This window comes from Saccharopolyspora sp. NPDC002376, from assembly GCF_053593195.1.
The window spans coordinates 37,646-63,111 of sequence record NZ_JBSFBZ010000023.1 but is presented as its reverse complement, the minus strand read 5'-3'; the positions used below and the strand labels follow the sequence as shown (position 1 = coordinate 63,111).

Below are 25,466 nucleotides of genomic sequence, written 5' to 3'. Positions count from 1 at the left end.
TGCTGGTTCACCGGATGTTCTGAAGAACGGAGAACTCATGACAGGTTCGATGCAGGAGGATTCCTTCACCGAGCACTACTGGCGAGACCCGCACGGGGCGCTCGCCAGGACGCGTGAGACCTGCCCCGTCCGCGAGGTCGACTTCGAGGGTGGACGGACCTGGTTGGTCACCCGGTACGCCGACGTACGAGCGGGGCTCGCCGACGAGCGGCTGGCGAAGGACTGGCGGTCCAGCCTGGCCGCCGAGGAACGCGCATCCGCGCCGGCCGGCCTACCCGCCCCGATGTCGCACATGCTGACCTCGCTCGACCCGCCGGAGCACACCCGGCTGCGGAGCCTGGTCACCCAGGCGTTCACCACCCGCCGGATCTCCAAGCTGCGCCAACGCGTCGAGTCCGTTGCCGAGGAACTACTGGCAGATCTGCCCGAGGACGAACCGGTCGACCTCGTCGCGAGCTACGCGATCACGCTACCGATGGTGGTGATCAGCGAGCTGCTCGGCGTCCCCGAGATCGATCGCGACGAGTTCGCGCGCCTGTCCACCATCCTCATCGACGAATGCCCCGAACCCGAGCTGCGGCGTGCCTCCGCGCAGATGGCCACCTACCTGGAGGGGCTGGTCGCAGCCAAGCGCGCTGTGCCGGACGACGCGCTGCTCTCCGGGCTGATCATGGCATCCGACGAGGACGACCGGCTCTCCGACCTGGAGATCGTGGCGATGGCCATGTTGCTGCTCATGGCAGGACACGAGACCACCGCGGTGTTCATCACCAACAGCGTCCGCGCCTTGGTGGCCGACGATTCCGCGCGCCAGCGCCTGGCCAGCCCGGAATCGGTGCCGCCGCTGATCGAGGAACTCCTGCGCTGGCTCTCGCCCGCCCTCAACGCCTCGCTGCGGTTCGCCACCCAGGACCTGGAGATCGGCGGGGTCGAGATCCCCAGGGGCGCCTCGGTCATGCTGTCGACGGGCGCGGCGAACCGTGACCCGGCGCGGTTCGAGGAGCCGGACGTGCTGGATCCCGACCGGAACACCGCTGGCCACCTCGCCTTCGGCTACGGCATTCATCGATGTCTGGGTGCGGCCCTGGTCCGACTGGAGGGGGAGGTCGCACTGGCCGCACTGTTCAACCGCTTCCCGCGACTGCGCATCGTGAGCGAACCCGCCGAGCTGACCTTCCGCCGCAGCGTCCACGTGCACGCCCCGCGCACATTGCAGGTGGTGCTAGGTTCCCGCGCCGGGGGCTGAACACGGCTCGACGGTGCTCAGAAGCAGTTGGGGCACCCCGACTTCAGGGGTGCCCCACCTGATCTGCAGGTTCATTGGTGATCGCGAACCAGAACTCCATCTCGCCGAAGAGCTTCACGGAGACGAGGTTCAGCGAGAGCACGACCGCCAGCGCGATCAGCGGCAGTACCCATTGCGGTACGGCGGTGAACAGACTCCAGTAGTTCGCGTACAGGGCGATCGCGGTGATGTCCGCGATCCCGGTGGTGGCCCAGTTCAGGAAGTACGTCCAACCGGCGACGTACGCGCCCTTCTCACCCATGAACTCGCGTGCGTAGGACACGAACGCGCCGGACGAAGGCCGGTAGGGGATCAGCTCGCCAAGTGCGCGCACGACGAAGAAGGCGCACACGGCGTAGACGATGGCCAGCGACGGCTTGGCCTGGGCGAGCCGCCCACCCGCGCCCAGGAAGCCCCGTGCCGATCGCGATCATGTTGACGTGCCGGGGTTTCAGGGACTTGCTGCACATCGCCGGGGTCCACGTGAGGTTGGGCAGTCTGCTGCCCGTGGCTGTTCAGAGTCTGTTCGCTCACTGAATTTGCTCGTCTCAGACGCTGATCGTCCGCGGGTTCGCGCAGTTGATCGACATCTCTTCTAGTAGCTCAGGACGGGAGCCGCTGTGGATCGCCAGTTCTCGCTGAACCACAGGGCTTCAGCGAGCAGCGCGGCGGTCGGCGCGGCCACGTCGGGCAGGCGCGATGGCAATACGTCAACTGCTGAAGGGGCAGTGAAGGGGCACGAGCGTCGGCACGATCGTGCAGTTCTGCTGGTCGTTTCGGACGTGGACCTAGCTGAACGGTGACTGTTACCGTCAAATTGATTGCTCATATGCGGGCAGGTGCGGTGAAGTGCCAGCGTCCACCGCTGCATCACCCAATGCCCCCAGCACGTTTCGTCGAACTCGCCGGACTTCAAGTCGCCCGACCGTGCAAGACGATGGGAGCTCTTCCGCTCATGCCCCGTGCCTCCAGCACTCCGTCCGTCGTGGCCCCGCCGGTGCGGTCGAGCACTGTGGTCTCGGTGCTGGCGTTCACCGGGATCGTCGTCTCGCTCGCGCTGGCCTTGATGATCCCGCTGGTGCCGAAGCTTCCCGAGATGCTGGAGGCGAGAGCGGCGGACGCCGCGTGGGCGATCACTGCCGCGCTGCTGGCCGCCGCCGTCGTCACGCCTACTGTTGGACGGCTCGGCGACATGTACGGCAAGCGGCGGATGCTGTTGTTCAGCCTCGGAATGCTCGTGCTGGGCTCAGCCGTCTGCGCACTTTCCGACGGGCTCGCCCCGATGCTGGCCGGACGGGTGCTGCAGGGCTTGTCCGCCGGCGTCATCCCGCTAGGCGTCAGCATCCTGCGCGATGAACTGCCGCCAGAACGGCTCGGTGGCGCGACCGCGGTCATGACCGCTTCCCTCGGCGTCGGCGGCGCGCTCGGGCTTCCAGTAGCCGCGTTCATCGCTGAGAACGCTGACTGGCACACCCTGTTCTGGCTGGCCGCGGCACTCGGCACTGTCGGAGCCGTGCTGGTGATCTCGTTCGTGCCGGAGTCGAAGGTACGCACTGGCGGGCGGTTTGACCTGTTGGGTGCGGTGGGTTTGTCGGTGGCGTTGCTGTGCCTGCTGCTGGTGATCTCCAAGGGTGCTGACTGGGGCTGGACCGGTGGGTTGACCCCGAGTCTGTTGGTCACTGGGCTGGTGGTGCTGGCGGGGTGGGGCTGGTGGGAGCTGCGCACGCCGCAGCCGCTGGTAGACCTGCGCACTACCGCGCGCCGACAGGTGCTGCTCACCAACATCGCTTCCGTGGTGTTCGGGTTCGCGATGTTCGCGATGTCCATGGCCCTTCCGCAGCTGCTGCAACTGCCCGAGGTCACCGGTTACGGGCTCGGGCAGTCGATCCTCGTCGCGGGTCTGGTGATGGCGCCGAACGGGCTGATCATGATGGCGATGGCGCCGGTCGCGGCGCGGATCTCGCGGACCAGGAGCCCGAAGGTCACGCTGATGGTCGGCGCGCTCGTGGTCGCAGCCGGGTACGGCTTGAGTCAGGTGTTGATGTCGAGCATCTGGCAGCTCGTGATCGCCTCCAGCATCATCGGCGTTGGTGTCGGACTTGCCTATGCTGCGATGCCCACGCTCATCATGGCCGCCGTTCCGGTGTCCGAGACTGCGGCGGCCAACAGTCTCAACACGCTGATGCGTTCCATCGGCACTTCGCTGTCCAGTTCGGTCGCGGGGGTCGTGCTCGCGCACATGACGATGGAGCTGGGCGGTGCGGCGGTCCCCTCGCTCAACGGATTCCGCGTCGTGCTGGGCATCGGAGCGGTCGCCGCACTCTTCGCGCTGCTGATAGCTGCCTTCCTACCGGGCTCCGCGCGTTCCGGGGACCGGTAGCTCGCTCGTCAACCGAAGAGGTCAGGCGTCCGAAGAGGTCAGGCGTCCGAACGAACCGACCGTGGCCTACGCCGCTGAGCCGTACGGGGAACCTCCGCGTCGGGTTCGGCCCATCGTCCGATGTGGAGGCCTGAGATCCAGTAGCGATCGTCATCTCAGATACCCATCGCGACCAACGCGCTCGGCATGGTCATCCAGAACCGAAACCTGAACGCGGGAGCCATCATTCACTCCAGCCATGGGGTCCAGTGCACGTCCTGGGACTTCACCCGCAGGGCCCAGGAATCCGGGCTGGTGCCCTCGATGGGAGCGATAGGCGACTGCTACGACAACGCCGTCATCGAATCGTTCTGGGGCCGCATGCAGACCGAACTGCTCAACCGCAAGAAGTGGAAAACACGGATCGAACTGGCCAACGCGATCTTCGAGTACTTCGAGATCTTCTACAACGTCAACGCCGACACAGCGCACTCGGCATGCTCACACCCATCGAGTACGAACAGCTCCACCCGGCAGCCTTGACAGCAGCCTAGATCCCAATTGGACTCCACGAAACCCGGGGCACATCAATGGCCGTTGCACCGCCAGCGGACGTCAGGACCCCGCGATCGGCGACGTACAGCGGATTGATGTCGAGGTGGACTGCGGGGAAGAGCCGGCAGTCGCGGATCAGCACCTGCACAGCGGGCACGACAGCCAGTTGCCACAGCGCTCGCCGCGCACCTCAGAGTGCCGCCAGGCGGGAACTGCACCTCCTGCACGGCGTCACGCGCAAGCCAGGGGCGCCGGTGCCCGCATGGCGATCTGCCAGAGCACAGCCGAATGTCGCGTCGCGCAGCTCGCGTCAGCGCCAACCTGCCCGCCGCGCCCCAGCGCGGCGCATCACCGCCGACCCACGCGATGCCGCCACAGCCACGTCACGCTCGTCGCGAACGACCAAACCAGCGCGCCGAGCGCGAGCGCGGTGATCAACACCGGCCACGGCGGCGGCAACACCTGGGTGATCACGACCACCAGAACGACGCCCTGCGCCGCCGCGACGATCTTCGCCGAGTACCGTGGCGGGAGCTCACCACGAAGCCACGGCATGGCCCACCCGGCCGCTACGAACACGTACCGCATGGCGCCGATCGCGATCGCCCATCCGCCGACCACCGTCGTAGCGTGCATGCTCAGCACCAGCAGCAGGTACGCGTCGACCTCCATGTCAAACCGCGCCCCGAACGCGGACACGGTCCCGGTGGATCGGGCGACCCGGCCGTCGACTGCGTCGAGTACCAGTGCCACCGTGGCCGTCCCGACCAGCAGCCCGGCCGAGGTCATGCCGCCGGCGAGTCCGTCGGCGACCAGGGCCGCGCACCCGCCGACCAGTACGGTCCTGGTCGCAGTGACGACGTCCGCCGGCCCCAGGGCGACGACACCGGCCCGCCGGGCTCCCTGGGCCACCACCAGCAGGAGGAGCAGTACGTGCAGCGCCCCGACGACCAGTCCGACCGGGCCAAGCCCGGCTACGACCAGGGCCGCCAGCAGCGCGACGTGGCCAGCACCAGCCACACCGAGTTGCTTACCGACCCCCCAAGAATGCACACCACGCACGGATCGGCTGCTGATCATGACCACAACGCTGCCAGAACCGCGACCGGCGCACGGGATCGGGGTCCTGCCCGCGCTTTCTGGCTTCGAACCCCGGGGCACGGGGAGATCCGCGAGGTCGATCTGCCCGCCCGGGGGCCTGGTGACGTCCTGGTCCGCACCCTGCACACCGGCGTCAGCCGCGGAACCGAGAGCCTGGTTTTCCGTGGTGGCGTCCCTCTGAACCAGCACGAACGGATGCGGGCTCCGTTCCAGGACGGCTCGTTCGACGGGCCGGTGAAGTACGGGTACCTCAACGTCGGGAGGGTCGAGGAGGGCCCGGAGTCCTTGGTGGGGCGCGTGGTGTTCTGCCTCTACCCACATCAGACCCGCTACGTCGTCCCGGCCGACGCAGTGGTCGTCGTCCCGGACGCGGTCCCGGCCGGTCGAGCGGTGCTTGCTGGCACGGTCGAGACTGCGGTTAACGCTCTGTGGGACGCGGCACCATTGGTCGGGGACCGGGTCAGCGTGGTCGGGGCCGGACCGGTCGGCTGCTGCGTGGCGGCGTTGCTGGCACGCATGCCCGGGGTTCGCGTTGAGTTGGTCGACATCGCGCCGACACGGGCCGCGATCGCCGACAGGATCGGCGCCGACTTCGCGCTCCCGGAGGACGCGCGGGGCGACCGCGACCTCGTCGTGCACACCAGTGGAACCGGCGCCGGGTTGACCCGGTCGCTGGAACTGCTCGCCGATGAGGCGTCGGTGCTGGAGTTGAGCTGGTACGGCGACAGGCCCGTAACTGTCGAGCTCGGAGGCGACTTCCACTCCCGCAGGCTTGCCGTACGCAGCAGCCAGGTCGGCGCCGTCGCTCCTGCCCGGCGCGGCCGGCGCAGTCACGCTGACCGGCTCGCCCTCGCCCTCGACCTGCTCGTCGACCCGGTGTTCGACGCGCTGGTGACCCACGTCGTCAGGTTCGAGGAGCTCCCGCGGGTGTTGGACCGGATCGCGACCGGTGTTGAACCGGACGCGCTCGCCGTCCGTATTGACTACGAAGAACCAACATCGCATTGAGGAGATCGGTTGTTCAGCATCACCGTCCGTGACCACTTCATGATCGCGCACAGCTTCCGCGGAGACGTGTTCGGACCCGCTCAGCGACTGCACGGCGCGACCTACGTGGTGGACGCCACGTTCCGCCGACCCGACCTCGACGACGACGGGATCGTCGTCGACATCGGACGGGCGAGTGCCGAGCTGAAGGCAGTGCTGGCCGACCTGGATTACCGCAATCTCGACGACGACCCTGCCTTCGCCGGGGTCAACACTTCGACCGAGTTCCTGGCCAAGGTGGTCGCCGACCGGCTGGCGGAACGGGTGCACACGGGCCGACTCGGCGAGAGCGCGAGCGGGCTGACCGGGCTCACGGTGTCGCTGAGCGAGTCGCACGTGGCCTCGGCCGCCTACGAGCGGACGCTGTGATGGTGCCGATGCTGCACCTGCTGGTCCCGGAGGACGTCGACGACCCGCTGCGCCCCAGCGGAGGCAACGTCTACGACCGCAGGGTCCGCGACGGCCTGCTGCAATCAGGGCGGCCCGTGCGACAGGTGGCGCTGTCCGGTGACTGGGCGGACCCCGGGCCGTCCACGATGGCCGGACTGGCTCGTGCCCTCGCCGCGATCCCCAATGGCGATGCGGTGCTGGTCGACGGGCTCGTCGGATGCGCGGCCCCGCAGGTGGTCGTCTCGCACACCGCGCGGCTCGATGTCGTCGTGCTGGTCCACGTGCCGCCGGGGGAGGAACCGGGCACCCACGCCCAGCACGATGCCGGCGGGCTCCTCAGAGCGGCCCGCGCGGTGGTCGCCACCAGTCCCTGGACCGCCCAGCGGCTGAGCCGTTGCCACGGGGTCGACCCGGCGTCGATCATCGTGGCGGTCCCCGGGACCGACCCGGCGCCGCTCGTCCCCGGCACCGACGGCGCAACGAGTCTGCTGGCGGTCGGATCGATCACCCCCACCAAGGGCCACGATCTGCTCATCGCGGCGCTCGCCCGGCTCGACGGACTGCCGTGGCGGTGCCGGATAGTCGGGCCGGAATGCCGAAGCCCCGGGTTCGCAGCCGCGCTGCGCCGCACGATCGCTGACCGGGACCTCGATGCCCGGATCAGCCTGGAGGGGCCCCGCGCCGGTGCCGCGCTGGAGGCCGAGTACGCAGCCGCTGACCTGGTGGTCGTGCCCTCCCGGACCGAGTCCTACGGAATGGTGGTGACCGAAGCGCTGGCCCGAGGAATCCCGGTGCTGGCCGCGCGGATCGGCGGCGTCACCGCCGCGCTCGGCTCGGCCGCAGTGCCTGAGCTCCTGATCGAGCCGGGCGACCCCGCGGCGCTCGCCGCGGGCTTGCGGCGCTGGCTGACCAACCCCGGCCTGCGCGACGACGCGCGGCGCCGGGCCCGGCGCCGACGCGGCACGCTACCTAGTTGGGCGCACACCGTCGCCGTGGTGGACGCCGTGCTGGGTGTCCGGCAGCCGGAGGTGTCACGGTGAGCCCCGTCGACTCCGCGGTCTGCTCGCCGGAGTGGCTCACGCTGCGCGAAGAGGCCGACGCCGACGCCCGGTCCGCGGAGCTCGCCGGGTACCTCACTGGACTGTCGGGGGTGGTACGCGATCTCGGCTGCGGTACCGGCTCGATGACCCGCTGGCTGGCGCCCCGTTTACCCGGCGTCACCGGGTGGGTGCTGCAGGACCGCGACCCGCAGTTGCTGGACCGCGCCCGGTCTGCCGCCGCCCCGGTTACCACGTTGTGCGCGGACCTGACGACGGTGCGGGCCGCGGATCTCGCCGGGACAGCCTTGGTCACCGCGTCGGCTTTGCTCGACCTGCTCACCGCTGACGAGGTCGACGCGGTCGTCGAGGCCTGCCTGGGCGCTGGCTGCGCCGCTCTGCTGGTGCTCAACGTCACCGGCGAGGTGGCTTTCGACCCGGCGGAGCCTCTCGACCGCGAGTTCGCGGCTGCCTTCGACGAGCACCAGCGCCGCACCGTGCACGGCCGTCGTCTGCTCGGGCCGGACGCGGGTGCCCACGTGGCCCAGGCGCTGGCCCGCGGCGGCGGGCGGGTCCTCACCCGGCCCAGTCCGTGGCGGCTGGGCTCGATCCGGCCCGCGCTGACGGCGTCCTGGCTGGACGGATGGCTGGCCGCAGCCTGCGCCCAGCGCCCGGGTCTCACCGCCCACGCCGAGAGCTACCGGCGGCGACGCCTCGCCAGCTGCGCAGCTGGTGGGCTCACGGTGACCGTGGGACATCTCGACGTACTCCACCTGCCCAGCGGGACCGGGTCGTGAAGGCCGGACCGTTCGTCCGTGGCGGCCTCGCGATGGCGATCCTGGCGCTGCTCGCGGGCCATCTCGGCACCCGCACGGTGCTCGAGGGCCTGCGTTCGCTCAGTCCAGGCACGTTCGCCGCGGCTCTGTCACTGGGCGCCGTCGCGGCGCTGGCCGCGGCCGCGCGCTGGCGGCTCGTCTCCCGGACGCTCGGGGCGCCCGTGCCCCTGCCCGTCGCGGTAGCCGACACCTACCGCGCGCAGCTGCTGAACTCGGTCTTGCCAGCCGGTCTGGCCGGCGACGCGCACCGGGCTGTCGCGCACGGTCTGCCGGGATCCGGTGGCCGAGCGGGGTTCCGCGCCGTCGTCCTGGAGCGGGTGGGGGGACAGGTCGTGGTGATGCTCGCCTGCCTGGTCCTGCTGGTCGGCCCGTTCTGCCCAGCCGGGATCGGCTGGGCCCTGCTCGCCGCTGCGATCGTCGCCACGGCACTCGTCCGATACGGCCGGGCAGTCCGCGGACCGTCCCGCCCGGGGGCGCGCGGCTGGTGCGACGACGCCCGCGCCGTCCTGCTGTCCCGTGAGACGGGGCCGGGGGTGGTGCTGCTGTCTCTGGCCGCGCTGGCCTGCCACTTGGGGTTGTTCGTCGTAGCCGCCCGGGCGGCTGGAGTGACGGCTCCCCTAGGCGAGCTGCTCCCGCTGCTGGTCTCCGGCCTGCTCGCCATGTCGATCCCGCTGAACGTTGGCGGATGGGGCCCCCGGGAGGGGGTCACTGCGGCTGCGTTTGGTGCCGCCGGGCTGGACCCGGCAGCCGGGTTCGCCGTCGCCGTGCTCTTCGGCGTGCTCGGCATCGTCAGCTGTCTGCCCGGAGCGTTGACCCTGGCCCGCTCCTGGGGCGGTATCAAGGTGCATCCGCGCCCGACGAAAGGACCACATGACCGCTATCAACCTGCGCACCGATGACGACGCCACGGCCGTGGCGGCCGAGTTAGTCGGCGCGATCCGGTCGCATTCCCGCCGCCCGCACGTCGTTCTGAAGTATGCCCAGACCCTCGATGGCAGGCTCGCGGCCGTCGGCGGCGACTCAAAGTGGATCAGCTGCGAGCAGGAGCGGGCCATCTCGCACGCCGTGCGGGCCCGGTGTGAGGCGGTGCTCGTCGGAGTCGGCACCGTCGTGCGCGACGACCCTCGGCTCGACGTGCGCCTGGTCGCGGGGGAATCCCCGATGCGGGTGGTGCTCGACAGCACCCTGCGAACCCCGAGCAGCGCCCAGGTGCTCAACGGAGGGCCGGACACCGTGCTCATGGCGACTGAGCGAGCCACGGCCGGTGACCGGGAGCGTGTGCGGAAGTGCGGCGTCACGGTCTGGGAGATCCCGGCTGGGCCGGGCGGGGTCGACCTGCCCGCCGCGTTGGCGGCACTGCATGGTGCCGGGGTGCGCGCGCTGATGGTCGAGGGCGGGGCACAGCTGCTCACCTCGCTGCTGGCAGCGGGACTCGTGGACCGGGTCGTCGTCGGCATCGCCCCGCGGATCCTCGGCGCCGGCGTGGAGGCCGTCGGGGACCTGGGAGTGAGGCGGGTTGCGGACGGGATCGCATTGCGCCGGGCGTGCGTCCGCCTCATAGAAGACGACGTACTGGTCGCCTACGACGTCCTGCCCGGCCGGTGAACACCGGTATACCTGGGGGCCGGGCGGTGGACCGCTTCTTCGCGACGGGGCGCCCTGCCCTTGCCGAAAACTGCGTCCGTGCCGGTCACTCATCGACAGCAGGCGCAGCATCGCGAACGCGTTGGTCACCCCCCAGTAGGCCAGTCGCAGCAGCGCAGTCGATCATCAGCCGTAGCCTCCGACAGCAGCGGGAGCGCTTGCGTGAGCGACTGCGGTCGACCTACCCGTACGCCGTGGCTGCGGCGTCTCACCAGGGCGGATGAGGTTATCGGCAAGGGCAGGGTGTGTGGCCGGATATGCATCCGGCCACACACTACTGCGGAGCGCTCGGCGCAGGTCAGAACGTTGGCTCAACGCTGGTCTCGCCGTCGGCAGAGCGCCTTCGTGCCGGCGCCACCTGGTTTGTGCGCGGGAGCGCCCTCGCCAGCGGCCGTTAGTGTGGTGTGCTCGGGACGATGACGATCAAGTGGGGGATGCATGGCGGCGACGGCGCGGGAGCGGTTGGCTCGGTTGCTCAGGGGTTCGGAGCCGGTGGGGTCGTTCAGTGCGGAGCTGATCGCGCCTGCGCGTCTCTTCGAGCTCGAGGTGTCCGGTGTGGGGCCGGTGAGCCTGCCGATCCGGGCGCCTGTGGCGAGGAAGTTGATCTCGGTGGCACGGCCCGCGATGTTCGGGCGGGGTGCGGAGACGTTGACCGACACCGGGGTGCGGGATACCTGGGAGTTGACGCCGGATCAGGTGTCGTTGGGCGGGTCGGGGTGGACGTCGTTGCTGGAGGGCGCGCTGGAGCATTTTCGTGACGCGCTGGGACTTCCCGGGGCAGCGCGGTTGGTCGCCGAGCCGCATTCGATGTTGGTGTATGGCAAGGGGCAGTTCTTTCTGCCGCACCAGGATTCGGAGAAGCACGATGCGATGGTGGGCACGCTGGTGGTGTCGTTGCCATCGACGCACAACGGTGGGGAGTTGGTTGTCGAGCACGCCGGGGAGTCGCGGACCTACCGTGCGTCGAAGTCAGAGTTGGCTTTGGTCGCGTTCTATTCCGACTGCCGTCACGAGGTGACCCCCGTGCGGTCCGGGTATCGGGTGACGCTGACGTTCAACCTGCTGGCCTTCACCGAGGCCTCGACGGGGGAGCCCGGTTCGGTCACGGAGTTGGCGCAGTGCCTGACCGAGCATTTTGCTACTCCGGCGACCTCGAGGTATGGGGGCCGTGATCTCGGGATGCCGAATCGACTTGTGTTCCTGCTCGACCACGAGTACACGCAGCGCGGTCTGGGCTGGAGTCGGCTCAAGGGGGTCGACGCGGAGCGGGCCGCGTCGGTACGTGCCGCGGCGGAGGAGGCCGGGTGCGAGGCGGTGTTGGCGCTGGCGGATGTGCGGGAGACCTGGGACGCCGACTCCGATGACGGTAGTTACTACTGTGAGGTCACTGAGGACTACGAACTGCACTCGTTGATCGACGACGAGATCACCTTGGGCTGGTGGACCAACGGGGAAAACGGTGGTGAGTCGATCTCGCTGTACGTCCCCGACCATGAGGTCTGTGCCCTCACCGCGAGCGTGGAGCTGAAGCCCTACCAGTCCGAGTACGAGGGCTACATGGGCAACTACGGCAACACGGTGGATCGGTGGTACCGGCGGGCCGCGATCGTGATGTGGCCGAGGGAGCGGGCGTTCGCGGCGCGCGCCGAGGCGGGATCGGGCTGGGCGCTGCACGAACTCCGTGACTGCATCGAGAGGGGTGATGTGGCGGGCGCGCGTGGCGCGGCGGAGTCGCTCGCGCCGTTCTGGAAGACGACGGCGCCGCAGCCGGAATTGCTGGGGGTGGCGCTGGCTGTGGCGAGTGGTCTCGACGCTGCCGAGACGGCGGCGATGCTGCTTGAACCGTTCCGGATCGAGGCGCTCGCGCGGGACGACGCCGAGGCGTTGGCCGAGGTCGCCGGGCGGTACGGCGAGGACTGGACCGCCGATGTCCTCCGCGGGTGGTTTGGCGGCGAACACCGAATCGGAGCCGATCGAGACGGGTGGATCGAGACGCTGCCAGGGTTGTGCGAGGCGCTGCGTGCGGCGGGCGCGCCGCAGGTGGCGCGACTGCTGACCGGCCGAACCTGGTACTGGGTGGATGTGCAGCTCCGGTCGGGGCTCGCCAGTGGGCGAGCCGACATTCGTCGGCCGCGGCTGCAGCGGCTCGGTTCACCGCTGGCGCGGCTGTTCGAAGCTGCCGACGAAACACAGCGCGACGAGATCAGGACGGCGCTGCGCGAGCGCGGAGACACGGTGCTGGAGTGTGTGATGTCGGCGCTGCGTTCGGCGGATGGGCGACGGTCGGCCGGGCTGGAAGCCCTCGCCCACGACTGCGCGGCGTTGCTCGACACGATCATCGCGCGGCCGCGGCGCGCCGGGGACGACTGGTCGATCGACTGGACCGGGTGCGGATGCGAGCTCTGCAAGACCCTGGAGGATTTCCTTCATTCCCGATCGGAGCGGCGCTTCGAATGGCCGCTGGCGGCGGAGAAACGTCTGCACGTGCATTCCCAGATCGACTCGGCCGATCTCCCAGTGCAACACCAGACTCGCAAGCAGGGCCGACCGTACACCCTCGTCCTGACCAAGGCCCAGGCGCTGTTCACTCGGCCCGAGGAGCAGCGGCAGCAGGCCTTGGCGGACCTGGCGTGGATAAGGTCGAGCTGGGGAGGCGGGGAAGAGAACTCGGGTGCCTCTGCTGATGTCGATGAGCTGGAGCGGTGAGTCACGTTCCGCGTTCCGGTGGTGGCAGCGAGCCGCACCGGATTGTCCTGCGGATTTGGGGTTTTCGCTGGTCACTGTCTCTTGTGGACTGCGTTGGGGGGTTAAGGGGTCGTGGGTTCGAATCCCGCCATCCCGACTCGATCGCTCAGGCCCAGTCGTGGCGCGCCGCGTACCAGCCCAGCTGCATCCGGGTGTCGACCCCGGCGAGATCCATCAGATGTCGTAGGCGGCGTTGCAGGGTTCGCAGGGAGAGGTCGAGCTGGGCGGCGACCGCCTGATCCGTGAGCCCGGTCAACAGCAGAGCCAGGATCCTCCGATCCAGCCCGGTCGGGACGTCCGCGTCTCCACCGTGAGTTTCCTCGGCGGTCAGCTCGCCGAATGTGGAAACGTTGAGCGGATGGGCGTACCGCCATACGATCTCGAACAGTGCGTCCATCGCCGTGAGCAGCCCGGCGCGGTGCAGCAGCACCACACCAGGCTCGTCCCCAGGCGTGACGGTCAGTGGCACCAGGCCCAGCTCGGTGTCGGCCAGTACGAGCTTGATCGGTAGCGACTCGACCACCCGCACCTCGACGCCCTTACGCAGTGACTCGATGGCCTCGTCGACCGCGCCGGGTTCGGCGAGCACCGCCCGTTCAATCACCACCCGGTAGCGCACGCCCTGGGCCACCACCTGCGACTCGGTCGAATTGGTACCTATGGGTACGACAACGGCAGGTGCGGTGACGAAGCTGCGAACCTCTGTGCGGGCGGCGTGCTGCACCTGTGCGAACCGGTGCCGGACCGCCTCGACGCCGGTGACCACCTCGATCAGCTCGCTGATGGTGCGGCCCGCCGTCGCCTTGCGATGCTCCTCGGCGAGCTCGACGAGCGCCAGCTCGGCGCTCCGCAGAGCCGCCCGCCGTTCACTGAGCAACGCCCCGAGCGCGACCGCGGGCGGCGCCGCGGCGAATTCGCCGTCGCGGGTGGACTTCACCAGACCGCACGCCAACAGATGCGACAGCGCCTCCTCGACCGCCGGTACGGGCAGGTGCAGGGCGTCTGCCAGCTCTGCCGAGTTCGCCTCGGCACGGCCAGCGAGCACGCCGTAGACCGCTTCGTCGTCGGGGCTCAGGCCCAACGCGCCCAGCATTGGCGGCCGCCTTCCATCCACCCGTCGCTGCGGGGAGACTATGCGCGGCGATGGATCTTGCCCAGCCCCAAATGGCGGAAGGTCAGACGGGACGGGCCCCGGAACGTCGCCGCCCCGGGGCCCTTCGAACGGTCTCATCGAAGGCCGTAGGCCCGGATGATCTCCTGCTTGATGCTGAAACCGGCGTCGGTCGTACCGGTGGCTCGCACCGACACGAAGCCGCCCGGCTGCTTCGCCAGCTCGAGCTTGCCGTTCCACCAGTCGTCGGCGCCCTTGTTCAAGGTCACCTGCTGCCAGGTGGCGCCGTCGTCGTAGGACACCTCCAGCGTCGTTGAGGTGACGTTGCCGGTGCTGGGGCCGCCGCCCGCCTGGGGAATCGGCTTGAGGCGGATCTCCTCGGTGGTGCCCGCCTTCACGTCACCGTGCAGGTCGGTGTCGAGACGGTACTCCATCTGCAGCAGTGCGAACGGCTCGAAGAAGTCCGCATCGTTGGTGCTGGAGACGAAGTCCCACTCGGTGTGCGTACGGGTCGACAGCCGCCACTGTTCGGCCGGGCGGGACGCGTCCAGCACCAGGTGGTAAGGCAGCGTCCCAGTCGGCACCGACTTCCACTGCAGGTCGGACGAGTTCTTCTTCTCGTACAGCAGCTGGTCGCCCTGGTAGAGCTTCATGTTGACCGGCACCGAACCGTAGTCCAGGTATCCGCCGTGCTCCAGCACGTCGGCCGACGGGCTCCACGCCTGCACGTTGATGGTCATGAAGTCGCCCCAGCGGCTGTTCTGCACCGCGAACGCCCGGTTGAACGCCGGCCGGATCGCGGGAGCGAACCAGTCCAGCTGGGTGGTGCTGCCCTTGGCGTACGCGTGGCGGTTGGCCACGTCCGTCCAGGTGCCCTGAACGTGCGACTCGCTCCAGACCTGATCCGGGGTGACCCACTCGGTGCGGGTGCCGGGGTGCCACTCCCGTTCCCGGAAGCCGATCGACGGGACGAAGGTCAGGTCGAATCGGTAGCCGCCGCCCTCCATCGGCTTCGTGGGGTTGTGGTAGTCCGCGTCGATCCGGGCGAGATCCTGCTGGCTCGGGTGGTAGGTGAGCGCCTTGTCCGGCACCTGGCCGGTGTAGTCGTGGGTCAGGTCGTAGACGTAGCTCGCGTACGGGACCTGCTTGGTGACCAGCTTCAGCGTGCCGGTCTTGGCCAGGTCGATCAGTTGCGCTCCGGCGTCGCGGTGCACGGTGGCGACGGGGATCGGCGACTGGCCAACGAGCTCGTTGAGCACGCCGACGCCGTCGTTGACCACCAGCAGGAGCTTCGCCCCGGCGGCCACGGCGGCGGCGGCACGATCCTCGGCGCTGACCGCGTCGCTGCGGGTGACCACCGCGGCCTTGCCCTTCGCGTCGAGCGTGGCGTACTCGTCAGCCGCACCGGTGCCCGCGTAGACCGCGGGCAGGGTGTCGCTGCCGGCGGTGAATGTGCTGCCCGGCTGGACCGTGACGTCCACGGGCGACAAGCCGGGGACATCCACGCTCAGGTGCGGCTCGCCCTTGCGCCACCGGGTGACCATCGTGAACGATCCCTGGCTGATCTGCTTGGTCGGGGTGACGTAGAGGTCGTCGTACTTCACCGGCACGATGAACCCGTTACGGTAGCTGTCGCCGTTGGCGTACTCGACGGTGTAGTCGAGCTTGCGCTGCCGGTCCTCGCTCCGCTGCGGGGCGGTGGTGTCCAGCAAGCGCGCCTTGCTCGCGTCCAGCACCACTTCGGCTCCGGAGTTGGCGAGGATGGTCTCCGGGGCCACCAGCAGGGCGCGGCCGAGCGAGTCGGGCCGCTCGCCCGGGACGTCCAGCGACGAATCGACGGTGTAGGTGCCCGGCGGCATCCGCAGCGTCGTCTCACCGGTGACGGTGAAGAAGAATGGGTCGGACCCGTCGTCCTTCTTGACCACGACCGTCGAGGTGGCGGGCTTGCCGTCCCGGCCGATGAGCTTGATCTTCAGGTCGAAGCGCTCGTCCTCCTTGAGCAAACCGAGCGAGGTACGCGTGACCGCCTCACCCGTGGCGGCGTCGGTGCCGACGAGGTAGCCGGTGAACTGGCCGGTTCCGGGCTTGGTCGGATCACCGGTGACGGGAACGTCGACGCTCCCGCCGGCGGGCACTGTCACGGAGTCGGCGCCCAGCGAGAACGGGCCCGAACCGGTGGTGGCGAGGTTCAGGGTCACGTCGTCGCTGCCCGAGTTGGTGAACGTCACCGGCTTGGTCACCGGGGCGTCGGTGGGCTCGTGCGGCCAGTCGAAGTTGCCGAAGAAGACCGAGCCGGTCGCCTGGACGTTCTCGCGTACGGCGGCGGCGACGTCGATCCGGCCGGTGCCCACCTCGTACGCCGTGTACCTGGCGTCCAGACCCTTCGCGCTGCTCATCAGCGCTTCCTTGAGCTGCGCGCCGGACCAGTCCGGGTAACGCTGGGCCAGGATCGCCGCTGCGCCCGACACGTGCGGGGTGGCCATCGAGGTTCCGCTGATGGTCCGGTACTGGCCGGTGCCGGTGGTCATCTGCTGCGAGCGGGCGGCGGTGATGTCGACGCCGGGGGCGGTGATGTCCGGTTTGAGCGCGCCGCTGCGCACCAGCGGACCGGTGCTGGAGAAGCCCGCTAACCGGTCCTGCTTGTCGACCGCGCCTACAGTCAGCGCGCTGGCGGCCGAGCTGGGCGTGCCGATGCTCTGCGGCCCGGCGTTGCCGGAGGCGATGACGAACAGCGTGCCGTACTGCTCGGACAGCGTGTCCACCGCGACCGCCATCGGGTCGGTCCCGTCGGAGAGCGTCGGGTCGCTCAGGCTCATGCTGACCACGTCCGCCCCGGATTCGGCTGCCCACTGCATGCCGGCGAGCACCCAGGAGTCCTGGCCGTAACCGTCGTTGCTGAGGACCTTGCCGACGATGAGATCCGCGCCGGGCGCGACACCCTTGTACGTGCCGTCGGAGGCCGCGCCGGTGCCCACGATCGTCGAGGCGACGTGGGAGCCGTGCCCGTTGACGTCGGAGGTGTCCTCGTCCGGCGTGAAATTGACCTTGTCGTCGATCTGGTTGACCAGGTCAGGGTGGCCGGCGTCGATCCCGGTGTCCAGCACCGCGACCTTGACCCCGCTGCCGTCGTAGCCGGCGGCCCACGCCTCCGGCGCGCCGATCTGCGGCACGCTCTCCTTGAGGTTGGCGGTGACCCGGCCGTCCAGCCAGAGCTTCGCGATTCCGCTGCCGAGTTCCGGCTCGGAGCCGGTGGCGGCCGGCGCGACGCTGGTCCAGAAGGCGCGGGTCTGCTTCTTGTCCACCGCCAGCGCTGCGGCACCGACCCCGCGCAGGTCGCGGACCAGCTTCGCGCCCTTCGGCGTGACCGGCTCGGTGGTCCGGGCCGGTGCGTAGGTGCTGATCAGTGGCACACTCGGGGCCTTCGCGTCGTCGTACCCCATCTCGATGAGATCGGTGACGTTGAACAGCCGTCGGTCCAGCTCGTTGGCGGCCAGCAATGGCATCGCCTCGTCAGGCAGGACGTACAGATCGCCGCCGCTCTCCTGGACGTGCACGCCGCCGGTAGCGTCGTCCGGCCGGTCGACGTCAACCGTCTCCGCGCCGTCGCCGGAAGTGGTGACGGTGACCACGTCGCCGGTGATCAGAGTGACGGTCTGCTTGTCGGGGGCTGCGGCCTTGGCGGCCGTCGGCGGGCCGGCCGCCGCCACCGGCATCTGGACCGTGGTGAATCCGGTCGAGATCAGTACGGCCGTTGCTGCCGCGGCGATCAATCGCCGCCTTGTACAGGACGAAATGGGCCGTGAGGAAGATGACATGCGGGTGTTCTAACATCGCGATCAGGCCGGATGATCGGCTGACGATGGCGGAGTTCCGCCAAGACGCGCTTCCGCCAAAGGAACAAGCCCGCCCGCCGACGTACTGCAGCAGTGACGCGCGACAGGCGGCCGGGGCAAGACGCGATGCCGCGCCCCGGCTGCTACCCCTTCGGGTCGTTCACCGTTTCGGCGCTGCCCTTAGCACAGTCGGTATGCGGTGGGAATTGTCTGCTCGCCGGTGTTCCCCGCATTGCGCGCAGGGCCTCGGCAAAGTCGTTTTAGCTGGTGGTAAGGAGTTTGGCGGTTTTGGCGGGGTTCCCGGCGTGGTCACGGAGGGCGGCGGCGATGTTGGTGGCGCCGGCGAGACGGTGGGCGGTGATGGCGAGGTTGCGGAGGCTGGCCAAGGATTCCGCTGACCGTGACGAACTTGACGGTGCGTCGTTCGACGCGTCCATGCGCTTTCTCCTGGACACTGTCGGCGACGGGCACGTCTTGCCAGGGAAGGGTTTTCAGCTGTGTGTGGAGACTCGGCTGGTTCGATTTCGCGGTGAGCGTGTAGTGCGCCCCGCGGGCGTGGAGGTCTTCGGCGTGGGCGCGTTGGGTGTACGGGGTGTCGGCGGTGACGACCACGTCGGTGAGGTCGTCGAGGGCGTCCACGGTCGGGATGAATTCGCTGATCTCGCAGGTTTATCGCCGGTGTCGAGCTGGGCCGGCACCACCGCGGACCAGTGGTCGAGCATGGCCAGCAGATGCCGCGGCGCGACCAGCGTGCCGTCGGAGCCGCGTAGGCGTTTGCCGTCAACGGCCACAACTCGCCGTTTCCCTTGCGGCACTGGGGTTTTTCCGGACGCCCTCGACCCGAGGGCGTCATCTGACCGGTCGCTGTCGGGTTGCTGCAAGAGGCGTCGGATCGTCGATTCACACCGCATGTCCCCGGAAATCCCCGACTCGCCACACACCTGATCATCGGCTCCGGTGGCCCGGGGCATCCAGGCGGTCGGGATGGATGTGGTGCGCAACGCCTCCGGGGTGTTGCTCAAGCGTCTCTACCAGCACACCGGGCACGAGACGCCGCGCGTCTCCTGATGCGCGCGTCTGAACCGGATGTCACGGCCGGCCCCGCCCCCCACGTGGTAGGTCCGAGGATGGCGGAAGCCGGAATCGCACCCAGTTGCCGCGATCGATGACTCATCGCTGGAGTGCCGGGGGAGTCGTGGGTGCACGCTGCGCGGTGATGCCCGCTCCGGCGAGGGCTTCTGGGTGCGGCGCGAGGCGTGGCCGTGGTGCGCCGGGGTTCGTCGGGCGGGATTTGGCCGTAGGTCAGCCGGGAATGATCCGGGCCGATTTCGCCGCTTTTCTCGCACTGGGTGCGGGGCTTGTTGACTGACCCGAGGGATGCGCGTGTCTCATGGGGCCGGGGGAGATGGATGTGAAATACGCATACTGGCTGAAATGAATTCAAAATCCAATCTCTTCTGCTTGCTCGATGGGACGAGAGCGGTGCTGAGTGGGAGGATGGTGACCGTAGTTCCTTTCTCTCTGAGGGCGGAGGGGCGGCATGGAGATCAAGCCTCAGGCGGTGGTCATTCCCAAGGAGACCGACCATTTGGATCAGGGGAAGTACGGTCCCATTTTTCCGAGGACTCCTGCGTGTTATGGGTTCACCATTATCGCGAACGTGAAGCCTGGCCGGGCTGAGGCGATCCGCGAGTACGGTTACACCCTGGCCAAGGCTTTGGAGGGGGATCCTTATCTTCTCGCGCCGCTGAAGTTGCACTACCTGCGCTGGGTGCTTTTCGACGACGACGCGCGTTTCATGTACCAGGGGATCTTCGACACCGATTTCGACAAGTACACCGAAGACGCCATCGCTCTGTTCAGCAAGGCCGGGGTGAGCACGGCTTTTGAGAATCTTGAGGGATTCCCGGAGGACTGGCGTACCAATCCGGAGGCGTTCGTCAGATTCGTGCGGGAGCACCAGTGCCCGAGTTTCATCGAGTACGGGGAGTACCCGTACGTCACGGCTGATGAGGTTAAAAAGGCTCTGCGGATCAAGGACGCCTTGTCGGAGATGCTCGATCAGTTGCAGTGAGAACAGGCTTCTGCCTGCCCGTCCCACTGCGGATCGGAGACGCTATGACCGAGTCCACGACGGCCCGCACTTACAACCAGAGCCATGTGTCCCGCCCCTACACGCGGGGGCGGAGACGGGTGAGCATCTACGTCGCATGGAGCTACCCGGCCGAGGCCGGCAGGAATCCGGCTGAGCTGGACAACCGGTTCTCCACGATGACCGAGGTCCGGCGGGTTGCCTGGCCCGCTTACGAGGAACCGAGGTGGTCCGACCCGCTGCAGTTCCAGCAGGGCATCGCGGGTTCTCTGGAGTTGTTCTTCTGGGCCTGGGTGCCGTTCCAGTCGTTCGTGGAGGAGACCACTGGGCATGCTGTGCCGGTGTACCAACGCATCGATCAAGCCGGTTTCCGGACTTTGCTGGATGATCGGGTGCTGGCGGACACCGACACCTTGTTCGTCTTCGGCTTGGACCACATGATCACGGGGCAGGATGCCGAGCCAGAAGAGATCGATGCGCTGCGGCAGTTTCTCCAGCGGGAGGGAACCTGCCTGGTCCTGGGGCCCCACCACGACGTGGGAGCCTCGGACGACCTGACCGTACGGGAAATGGAGCATCTCCATCACGGAGATCCTTTGGTTCCGCGTCAGCAGCGGTTCGCCAGGTACGTCCGGGGTCTGATGCAAGGGTTGGGGGTGCCGGTGGAGAATCGCTACGGGTTGCGTCCTGCAGTGCAGGAACCGAACAAGATTGCCCCGCTGTCTGCAGCCAGGGATCTGGACACCAGAGGGTGGCTTGAAGGTGTGACCACCTTGAACTTCCACCAGCACCTGCCGCACTACGCCGTGACGACGGACGATCCGGATGTCATCCATGTGCTGGCGCGGCAGCCGATCGACACTTCCATGCCGCACCCGTTCACCGAGGCCGGCAACACGGAGTTCAACAGTTTCCTGTGGATGCCCCCGAGCGATGATCGGGTCGGTGATGTGCTGCTCGCGGACTCCACGATCTTCAGCTCGTTGTTCGGCGGCGACGAAAGCCTGCGGAACTTCTGGAAGAACGTCGTCTCGAAGTAGCGTTGCAAGGAGACGGGACCATGAGCGGGCACGCGCAGGTCGCGCTGGAACTCGACGACATTCAGCGCGGGGTTCTCAGCCCCAGGCCAACCCCCTACGCGGCGACCTACCTCGGTTTCCGCATCGATGACCGGGGGCCCGGGCGGCAGCTGATGCGGCGAGCGAGCGCCGTGGCCACCTCCGCGGCGGGCTCGCCCAGTCCCCTAGGAGAGACCTGGGTGAGCGTCGCGGTCACCTACCACGGCCTCAAAGCACTCGGTGTACCGCACGAATCGTTGGGCACCTTCGCCTGGGAGTTCCGGCAGGGGATGGCCGCCCGGGCCAAAGCGCTCGGCGACGTGGGAGAGAGCAGACCCGAGAATTGGGAGGCGCCCCTGGGAACGGCCGACGTCCACGTGGTTTTCACGGCTGTGGCACCAGATGCCGAGAAGCTGGAGGCGGCCATCGATCACGCCCGCACGGCGTACCACCGCCTGCCCGGCATCACCGCGATCTGGAGGCAGGACTGCCACGCGCTGCCCACCGAGACCGAGCATTTCGGCTACCGGGACGGCGTCAGCCACCCTGCTGTCGAGGGCAGCGGCATCGCCGGGTCGAACCAGCTGGAAAAGCCGCTGAAAGCTGGTGATTTCGTCCTCGGCTACCCCGACGAGCTAGGCGGCGTGCAGACCCCGCAGCCAGAGGTGTTGGGGCGCAACGGCAGCTACGCAGTCTTCCGCAAACTCCACCAACAGGTCGCCGCGTTCCGGCGCTACCTCAAGGACAACGCCACCAGCCGCGAGGACGAGGAACTACTGGCAGCCAAGATCATGGGGCGCTGGCGCAGCGGCGCCCCGCTGGCGCTCAGCCCGCAGCACGATGCCCCCGCCCTCGGCGCCGACCCACATCGCCGCAACACCTTCCTCTACGAGCGCGAAGACCCGACGGGGTTCACCACCCCGGGAGGCTGCCACATCCGCCGAGCCAACCCGCGCGACGCGTCGGTGGCAGGGGAAGTGCGGCTCCACCGCATGATCAGGCGCGGTGCTGTCTACGGTCTACCGCTTGCCGAAGACGTCCTGGACGATGACGGTGTGGAGCGTGGACTCATGTTCGCTTTCATCGGCGCCCACCTGGGACGGCAGTTCGAGTTCGTCCAGTCCGAGTGGTTGAACGACGGCGTTTTCTTCGGCTCAGGCAACACCAAGGACCCGATAGCCGGAGCCCACGAGGGTCGCACCGATTTCATCATCCCCCGTCGACCTGTGCGTCGGCGTCTGCCGCCGCTGCAGCGATTCGTGGTCACACGCGGGGGCGAGTACTGCTTCCTGCCCGGACTGAGTGCCTTGCGCTGGCTGGGCGATCTTCAGGACTGAACCGCGGTGGCGCGCTTCGGCACGGGCACCACCGGAGGTGGAACGTCCCATGGGCACCTTGCATCTGCTGTTCAACGCCGTCACGGTGATCTTCATCGCTGCCACGATGTTCGCCGCCGGTCTGGGGACCACCATCTCGGCGCTGCGGGACGTCTTCGCCGACCTTCCGCTGCTCCTGCTGGCGCTGCTCGGCAACCTGGTGGTCCTACCGCTGCTGGGCTGGGGTATCGGTGCGTTGCTCGGCCTGCCCACCGCAGCGTTCATCGCCTTGATCCTGGTCGCCTCGTCGCCCGGCGGGCCGTTCGGCGCGAAGCTGGCCATGGTGCAGGGCGGGGATGTGGTCGCGGGCGCAGCCATGCAGGTCATGCTCGCCTCCGTAGGCAGCCTGACCTTCGGTCCGACCGTCAACGGCATCCTCTCCGTCGCCGAGGTCGGTCCAGGGTTATCCCTTGACGTCGGCGCGCTGGTGCGGACCGTGGCGATCCTGCAGCTCGTTCCGTTCGCCATCGGCCTGCTGCTGCGCCGATGCACACCGGCAGTGGCGCGGTCCTGGCACCCCACCACCGTCAAGGTCTCGAACGTGACTTTCCTGATCGTGCTGGCGGGCATGCTGCTGGGCAACTGGCGCGACGTCGTCACGCTGCTCGGTTCGCTGACCCTCCTCGCCGGGTTCATCCTCGCCACCGCTGCCTTCGCCGTCGGCACGCTGCTGTCCACCGGGCCGGTGCTGCGCCGCACCACGATGGGAAGCGTCGCAGCAGTGCGTAACGCGGGGCCCGCGCTGGCCGCCGCCGGTATCGCCTTCGGAGACGAGCCGGCGCTTCTCGGTGCGCTCGCCGCGGTCCTGCTCACCGGGTTGGCGGCAGCAATCCCAATCGCCGCGATCCTCGGCCTGCGACGCAGCAAACCCCGCACTGACGGGAACCGCTGACCTGCCCGGTTTTCGCCAGGTGTGAAAGTCCAGGAAGAACGGGTGACGTTTCCGTAGTTGATCAAGGTTGCTCCGGGAGTCGGGTGGAGGTCGGCAAGCCCCGGGGGTGATGCTCCGCAGCGGCGCCCCGACTGGGAGCGACTGGTCCGATCAGGTAGCGGTCCTGGTCCAAGAGTGATCGAAGCTGCAAGTATCAAGGTCGTTTCGCGCAGTATCGAAAAAAGGGGTGGCGATGGGAAGCGTTAACCGACGGGGATTCCTCGGCTCGATCGCGGTCGGCGGCCTCGCGTTGGGCAGCGGCATGGTCCTCGGCACCAACAGGGTCGTCGCGCAGGCTCAGCAGTCGTCCGGGTTGACCGTGCGAGGCGACGAGTTCCTGCTCGACGGCGAACCGTTCCGGATCATCGCCGGCGAGATGCACTACTTCCGCACCCACCCCGACCACTGGCGGGACCGACTCGCCCGGATGCGCGCGCTCGGCCTGAACACCGTGGACACCTACGTCGCGTGGAACTTCCACGAACCCCGGCGCGGCGCGGTCGACTTCTCCGGCTGGCGCGACCTCGTCCGGTTCGTCGAGACCGCCGCCGAGGTGGGGCTCAAGGTCGCCATTCGGCCGGGCCCGTACATCTGCGCGGAGTGGGACTTCGGTGGTCTGCCCGCGTGGCTGCTGGCCGACCCGGATCTGCCGCTGCGTTGCGACGAGCCTGCCTACCGCGACCTGGTCGACGAGTGGTTCGGGGTCCTGCTGCCGCGGCTCGCCCCGTTGCAGGCGACCCGCGGTGGCCCGGTGATCGCGTTCCAGGTGGAGAACGAGTACGGCAGCTACGGCAACGACCAGGCGCACCTGGACCACCTGCGGAAAACCATGCGCGGCAACGGGATCGACAGCCTGCTGTTCTGCTCGAACGGCCCGGCGGAGTGGATGCTGCGCGGCGGGAACCTGCCGGACGTGCTCGCCACCGTGAACTTCAGCGGCGATCCCACCGAGCCGTTCGCGGCGCTGCGCCGGTACCAGCCGGAGGGGCCGTTGTGGTGCACGGAGTTCTGGGACGGCTGGTTCGACCAGTGGGGCGGACCGCACAACACCACCGACCCGGTCAAGACGGCCACGGACGTCGAGAAGATGTTGGCCGCCAAGGCATCCGTGTCGCTTTACATGGCGGTCGGCAGCACGAACTTCGGCTGGTGGGCGGGTGCGAACTTCGACGAGGCGAACAACAGGTACACGTCTACGATCACCAGTTACGACTACGACGCGCCGATCGGCGAAGCGGGCGAGCTGACCACGAAGTTCCACCGGATCCGCGAGGTCATCGCCCGCCATGAGCAGGTTCCGGACGAGCCGTTGCCCGCGCTGCCACCGCGGCTACCGGCGCAGCGCGTGCGACCGAACGCGGCGGTCTGGCTGCTGGATTCCCTCGACTCGCTCAGCAAGCCGATCCACCGGTCCGCGCCGGTGCACATGGAGGCGCTGGGCCAGCCGTACGGGTTGATCCACTACCGGACCCGCGTGCAGGGGCCGCGCGAGACGGCCGGGCTCCGGGTGCGAGGGTTGGCCGACCGGGCGCTGGTCTTCGCTGACGGCGAGCTGCTGGGCACGCTCGACCGCAACGATCCGAAGGGCTCGGTTGAGGTGCCGGTGCCGCGTGAGTCGGTGCAGCTGGACCTGCTCGTCGACACCGGGGGTCGGATCAACTACGGGCATCGGCTCAACGACCCGAAGGGCATCACCGACCGCGTCCTGCACGGCTCGCAGGCCCTGTTCGGCTGGGAGATCCGCCCACTACCGCTGGACGACCTGTCCGGCCTGCGGTTCCGCCCCGGCGCTGCGAGCGGTCCCGCCTTCCACCGGGCGGTGCTGCGGATCGCCGAACCGGCCGATGGTTTCCTCGCCCTACCCGGCTGGGAGAAGGGCATGGTGTGGCTGAACGGTTTCCTGCTCGGCCGCTACTGGTCGATCGGCCCGCAGCGCACGCTTTACGCCCCAAGTCCACTATGGAGGGCCGGGGAGAACGAGCTGATCGTCCTGGAGCTCCACCAGCCCGGCGGTTCGATCGAACTCCGTTCGGAGCCCGACCTGGGCTGACGCCCTCGGGTGTCGG

The 25,466-nt window shown here is 68.6% G+C and carries 19 protein-coding genes and 1 pseudogene; 15 read left to right on the top strand and 5 right to left on the bottom strand.

What is annotated here, in order from left to right:
• The first annotated feature begins 37 nt into the window (after positions 1-37).
• Complete coding sequence (locus ACWCO2_RS17400; RefSeq protein ID WP_450128742.1) at positions 38-1,246, top strand: cytochrome P450 family protein; 1,209 nt, start codon at positions 38-40, stop codon at positions 1,244-1,246.
• A gap of 79 nt (positions 1,247-1,325) precedes the next feature.
• Here the strand turns inward: ACWCO2_RS17400 and ACWCO2_RS17395 are convergent.
• Positions 1,326-1,768: pseudogene (locus ACWCO2_RS17395) on the bottom strand (amino acid permease); the annotation flags it as partial.
• A gap of 472 nt (positions 1,769-2,240) precedes the next feature.
• Here ACWCO2_RS17395 and ACWCO2_RS17390 point away from each other — a divergent pair.
• Together ACWCO2_RS17390 and ACWCO2_RS17385 are read left to right on the top strand one after the other, a co-directional pair.
• Complete coding sequence (locus ACWCO2_RS17390) at positions 2,241-3,665, top strand: MFS transporter (protein WP_450128769.1); 1,425 nt, start codon at positions 2,241-2,243, stop codon at positions 3,663-3,665.
• Positions 3,666-3,851: 186 nt separating this feature from the next.
• Positions 3,852-4,187: a transposase gene (locus ACWCO2_RS17385; RefSeq protein WP_450128741.1), complete on the top strand. Its 336-nt coding sequence runs from the start codon at positions 3,852-3,854 to the stop codon at positions 4,185-4,187.
• A gap of 360 nt (positions 4,188-4,547) precedes the next feature.
• Here ACWCO2_RS17385 and ACWCO2_RS17380 read toward each other — a convergent pair whose 3' ends face one another.
• Positions 4,548-5,219, bottom strand: coding sequence for a CDP-alcohol phosphatidyltransferase family protein (locus tag ACWCO2_RS17380; protein WP_450128740.1), 672 nt, complete (start codon positions 5,217-5,219; stop codon positions 4,548-4,550).
• A 276-nt stretch (positions 5,220-5,495) separates the two neighbouring features.
• Between ACWCO2_RS17380 and ACWCO2_RS17375 the strand changes: the two genes are divergently transcribed.
• The 7 genes from ACWCO2_RS17375 to ACWCO2_RS17345 all read left to right on the top strand — a co-directional run bounded on the left by ACWCO2_RS17375 (position 5,496) and on the right by ACWCO2_RS17345 (position 12,960).
• On the top strand, positions 5,496-6,308 hold the full coding sequence (locus tag ACWCO2_RS17375) for a zinc-dependent alcohol dehydrogenase (protein WP_450128739.1): 813 nt from the start codon (positions 5,496-5,498) through the stop codon (positions 6,306-6,308).
• 9 nt (positions 6,309-6,317) lie between these two features.
• Entirely contained in the window at positions 6,318-6,716 is a 399-nt protein-coding gene (locus tag ACWCO2_RS17370; protein WP_450128738.1) for a 6-pyruvoyl trahydropterin synthase family protein, read from the top strand.
• Entirely contained in the window at positions 6,716-7,777 is a 1,062-nt protein-coding gene (locus ACWCO2_RS17365; protein ID WP_450128737.1) for a glycosyltransferase family 4 protein, read from the top strand. Before ACWCO2_RS17370 ends, ACWCO2_RS17365 begins: the two co-directional genes overlap by 1 nt.
• A complete protein-coding gene (locus ACWCO2_RS17360; RefSeq protein ID WP_450128736.1) occupies positions 7,774-8,571 on the top strand; it encodes a class I SAM-dependent methyltransferase in 798 nt (265 codons plus the stop codon). Before ACWCO2_RS17365 ends, ACWCO2_RS17360 begins: the two co-directional genes overlap by 4 nt.
• Positions 8,568-9,509 carry a lysylphosphatidylglycerol synthase transmembrane domain-containing protein gene (locus tag ACWCO2_RS17355; RefSeq protein ID WP_450128735.1) on the top strand — a complete coding sequence of 314 codons (942 nt, stop codon included), beginning with the start codon at positions 8,568-8,570 and terminating at the stop codon, positions 9,507-9,509. The genes ACWCO2_RS17360 and ACWCO2_RS17355 overlap by 4 nt, the downstream gene beginning before the upstream one ends.
• Positions 9,481-10,215 (top strand): RibD family protein, encoded by a 735-nt coding sequence (locus tag ACWCO2_RS17350; RefSeq protein ID WP_450128734.1) that lies wholly within the window; start codon positions 9,481-9,483, stop codon positions 10,213-10,215. The genes ACWCO2_RS17355 and ACWCO2_RS17350 overlap by 29 nt, the downstream gene beginning before the upstream one ends.
• Positions 10,216-10,692: 477 nt before the next feature.
• Complete coding sequence (locus ACWCO2_RS17345; protein WP_450128733.1) at positions 10,693-12,960, top strand: 2OG-Fe(II) oxygenase; 2,268 nt, start codon at positions 10,693-10,695, stop codon at positions 12,958-12,960.
• Between the two features lie 145 nt (positions 12,961-13,105).
• Here ACWCO2_RS17345 and ACWCO2_RS17340 read toward each other — a convergent pair whose 3' ends face one another.
• From ACWCO2_RS17340 to ACWCO2_RS17330, 3 genes are all read right to left on the bottom strand, one after another.
• A complete protein-coding gene (locus tag ACWCO2_RS17340; protein WP_450128732.1) occupies positions 13,106-14,092 on the bottom strand; it encodes a helix-turn-helix domain-containing protein in 987 nt (328 codons plus the stop codon).
• A gap of 134 nt (positions 14,093-14,226) precedes the next feature.
• The gene (locus ACWCO2_RS17335; protein ID WP_450128731.1) at positions 14,227-17,880 is read right to left on the bottom strand and encodes a S8 family peptidase; all 3,654 of its coding nucleotides are present in this window, start codon (positions 17,878-17,880) and stop codon (positions 14,227-14,229) included.
• A gap of 372 nt (positions 17,881-18,252) precedes the next feature.
• Positions 18,253-18,582, bottom strand: coding sequence for a hypothetical protein (locus ACWCO2_RS17330; protein ID WP_450128730.1), 330 nt, complete (start codon positions 18,580-18,582; stop codon positions 18,253-18,255).
• Positions 18,583-19,483: 901 nt separating this feature from the next.
• Here ACWCO2_RS17330 and ACWCO2_RS17325 point away from each other — a divergent pair.
• From ACWCO2_RS17325 to ACWCO2_RS17305, 5 genes are all read left to right on the top strand, one after another.
• Positions 19,484-20,017, top strand: a complete 534-nt coding sequence (locus ACWCO2_RS17325) for a hypothetical protein (protein ID WP_450128729.1) — start codon at positions 19,484-19,486, stop codon at positions 20,015-20,017.
• Positions 20,018-20,214: 197 nt separating this feature from the next.
• Positions 20,215-21,075, top strand: coding sequence for a hypothetical protein (locus tag ACWCO2_RS17320; RefSeq protein ID WP_450128728.1), 861 nt, complete (start codon positions 20,215-20,217; stop codon positions 21,073-21,075).
• A gap of 20 nt (positions 21,076-21,095) precedes the next feature.
• Positions 21,096-22,430 (top strand): Dyp-type peroxidase, encoded by a 1,335-nt coding sequence (locus ACWCO2_RS17315; protein ID WP_450128727.1) that lies wholly within the window; start codon positions 21,096-21,098, stop codon positions 22,428-22,430.
• Between the two features lie 49 nt (positions 22,431-22,479).
• Positions 22,480-23,361 (top strand): bile acid:sodium symporter family protein, encoded by an 882-nt coding sequence (locus ACWCO2_RS17310; protein ID WP_450128726.1) that lies wholly within the window; start codon positions 22,480-22,482, stop codon positions 23,359-23,361.
• A gap of 232 nt (positions 23,362-23,593) precedes the next feature.
• On the top strand, positions 23,594-25,450 hold the full coding sequence (locus ACWCO2_RS17305) for a glycoside hydrolase family 35 protein (RefSeq protein WP_450128725.1): 1,857 nt from the start codon (positions 23,594-23,596) through the stop codon (positions 25,448-25,450).
• The last annotated feature ends 16 nt before the right edge of the window (positions 25,451-25,466 follow it).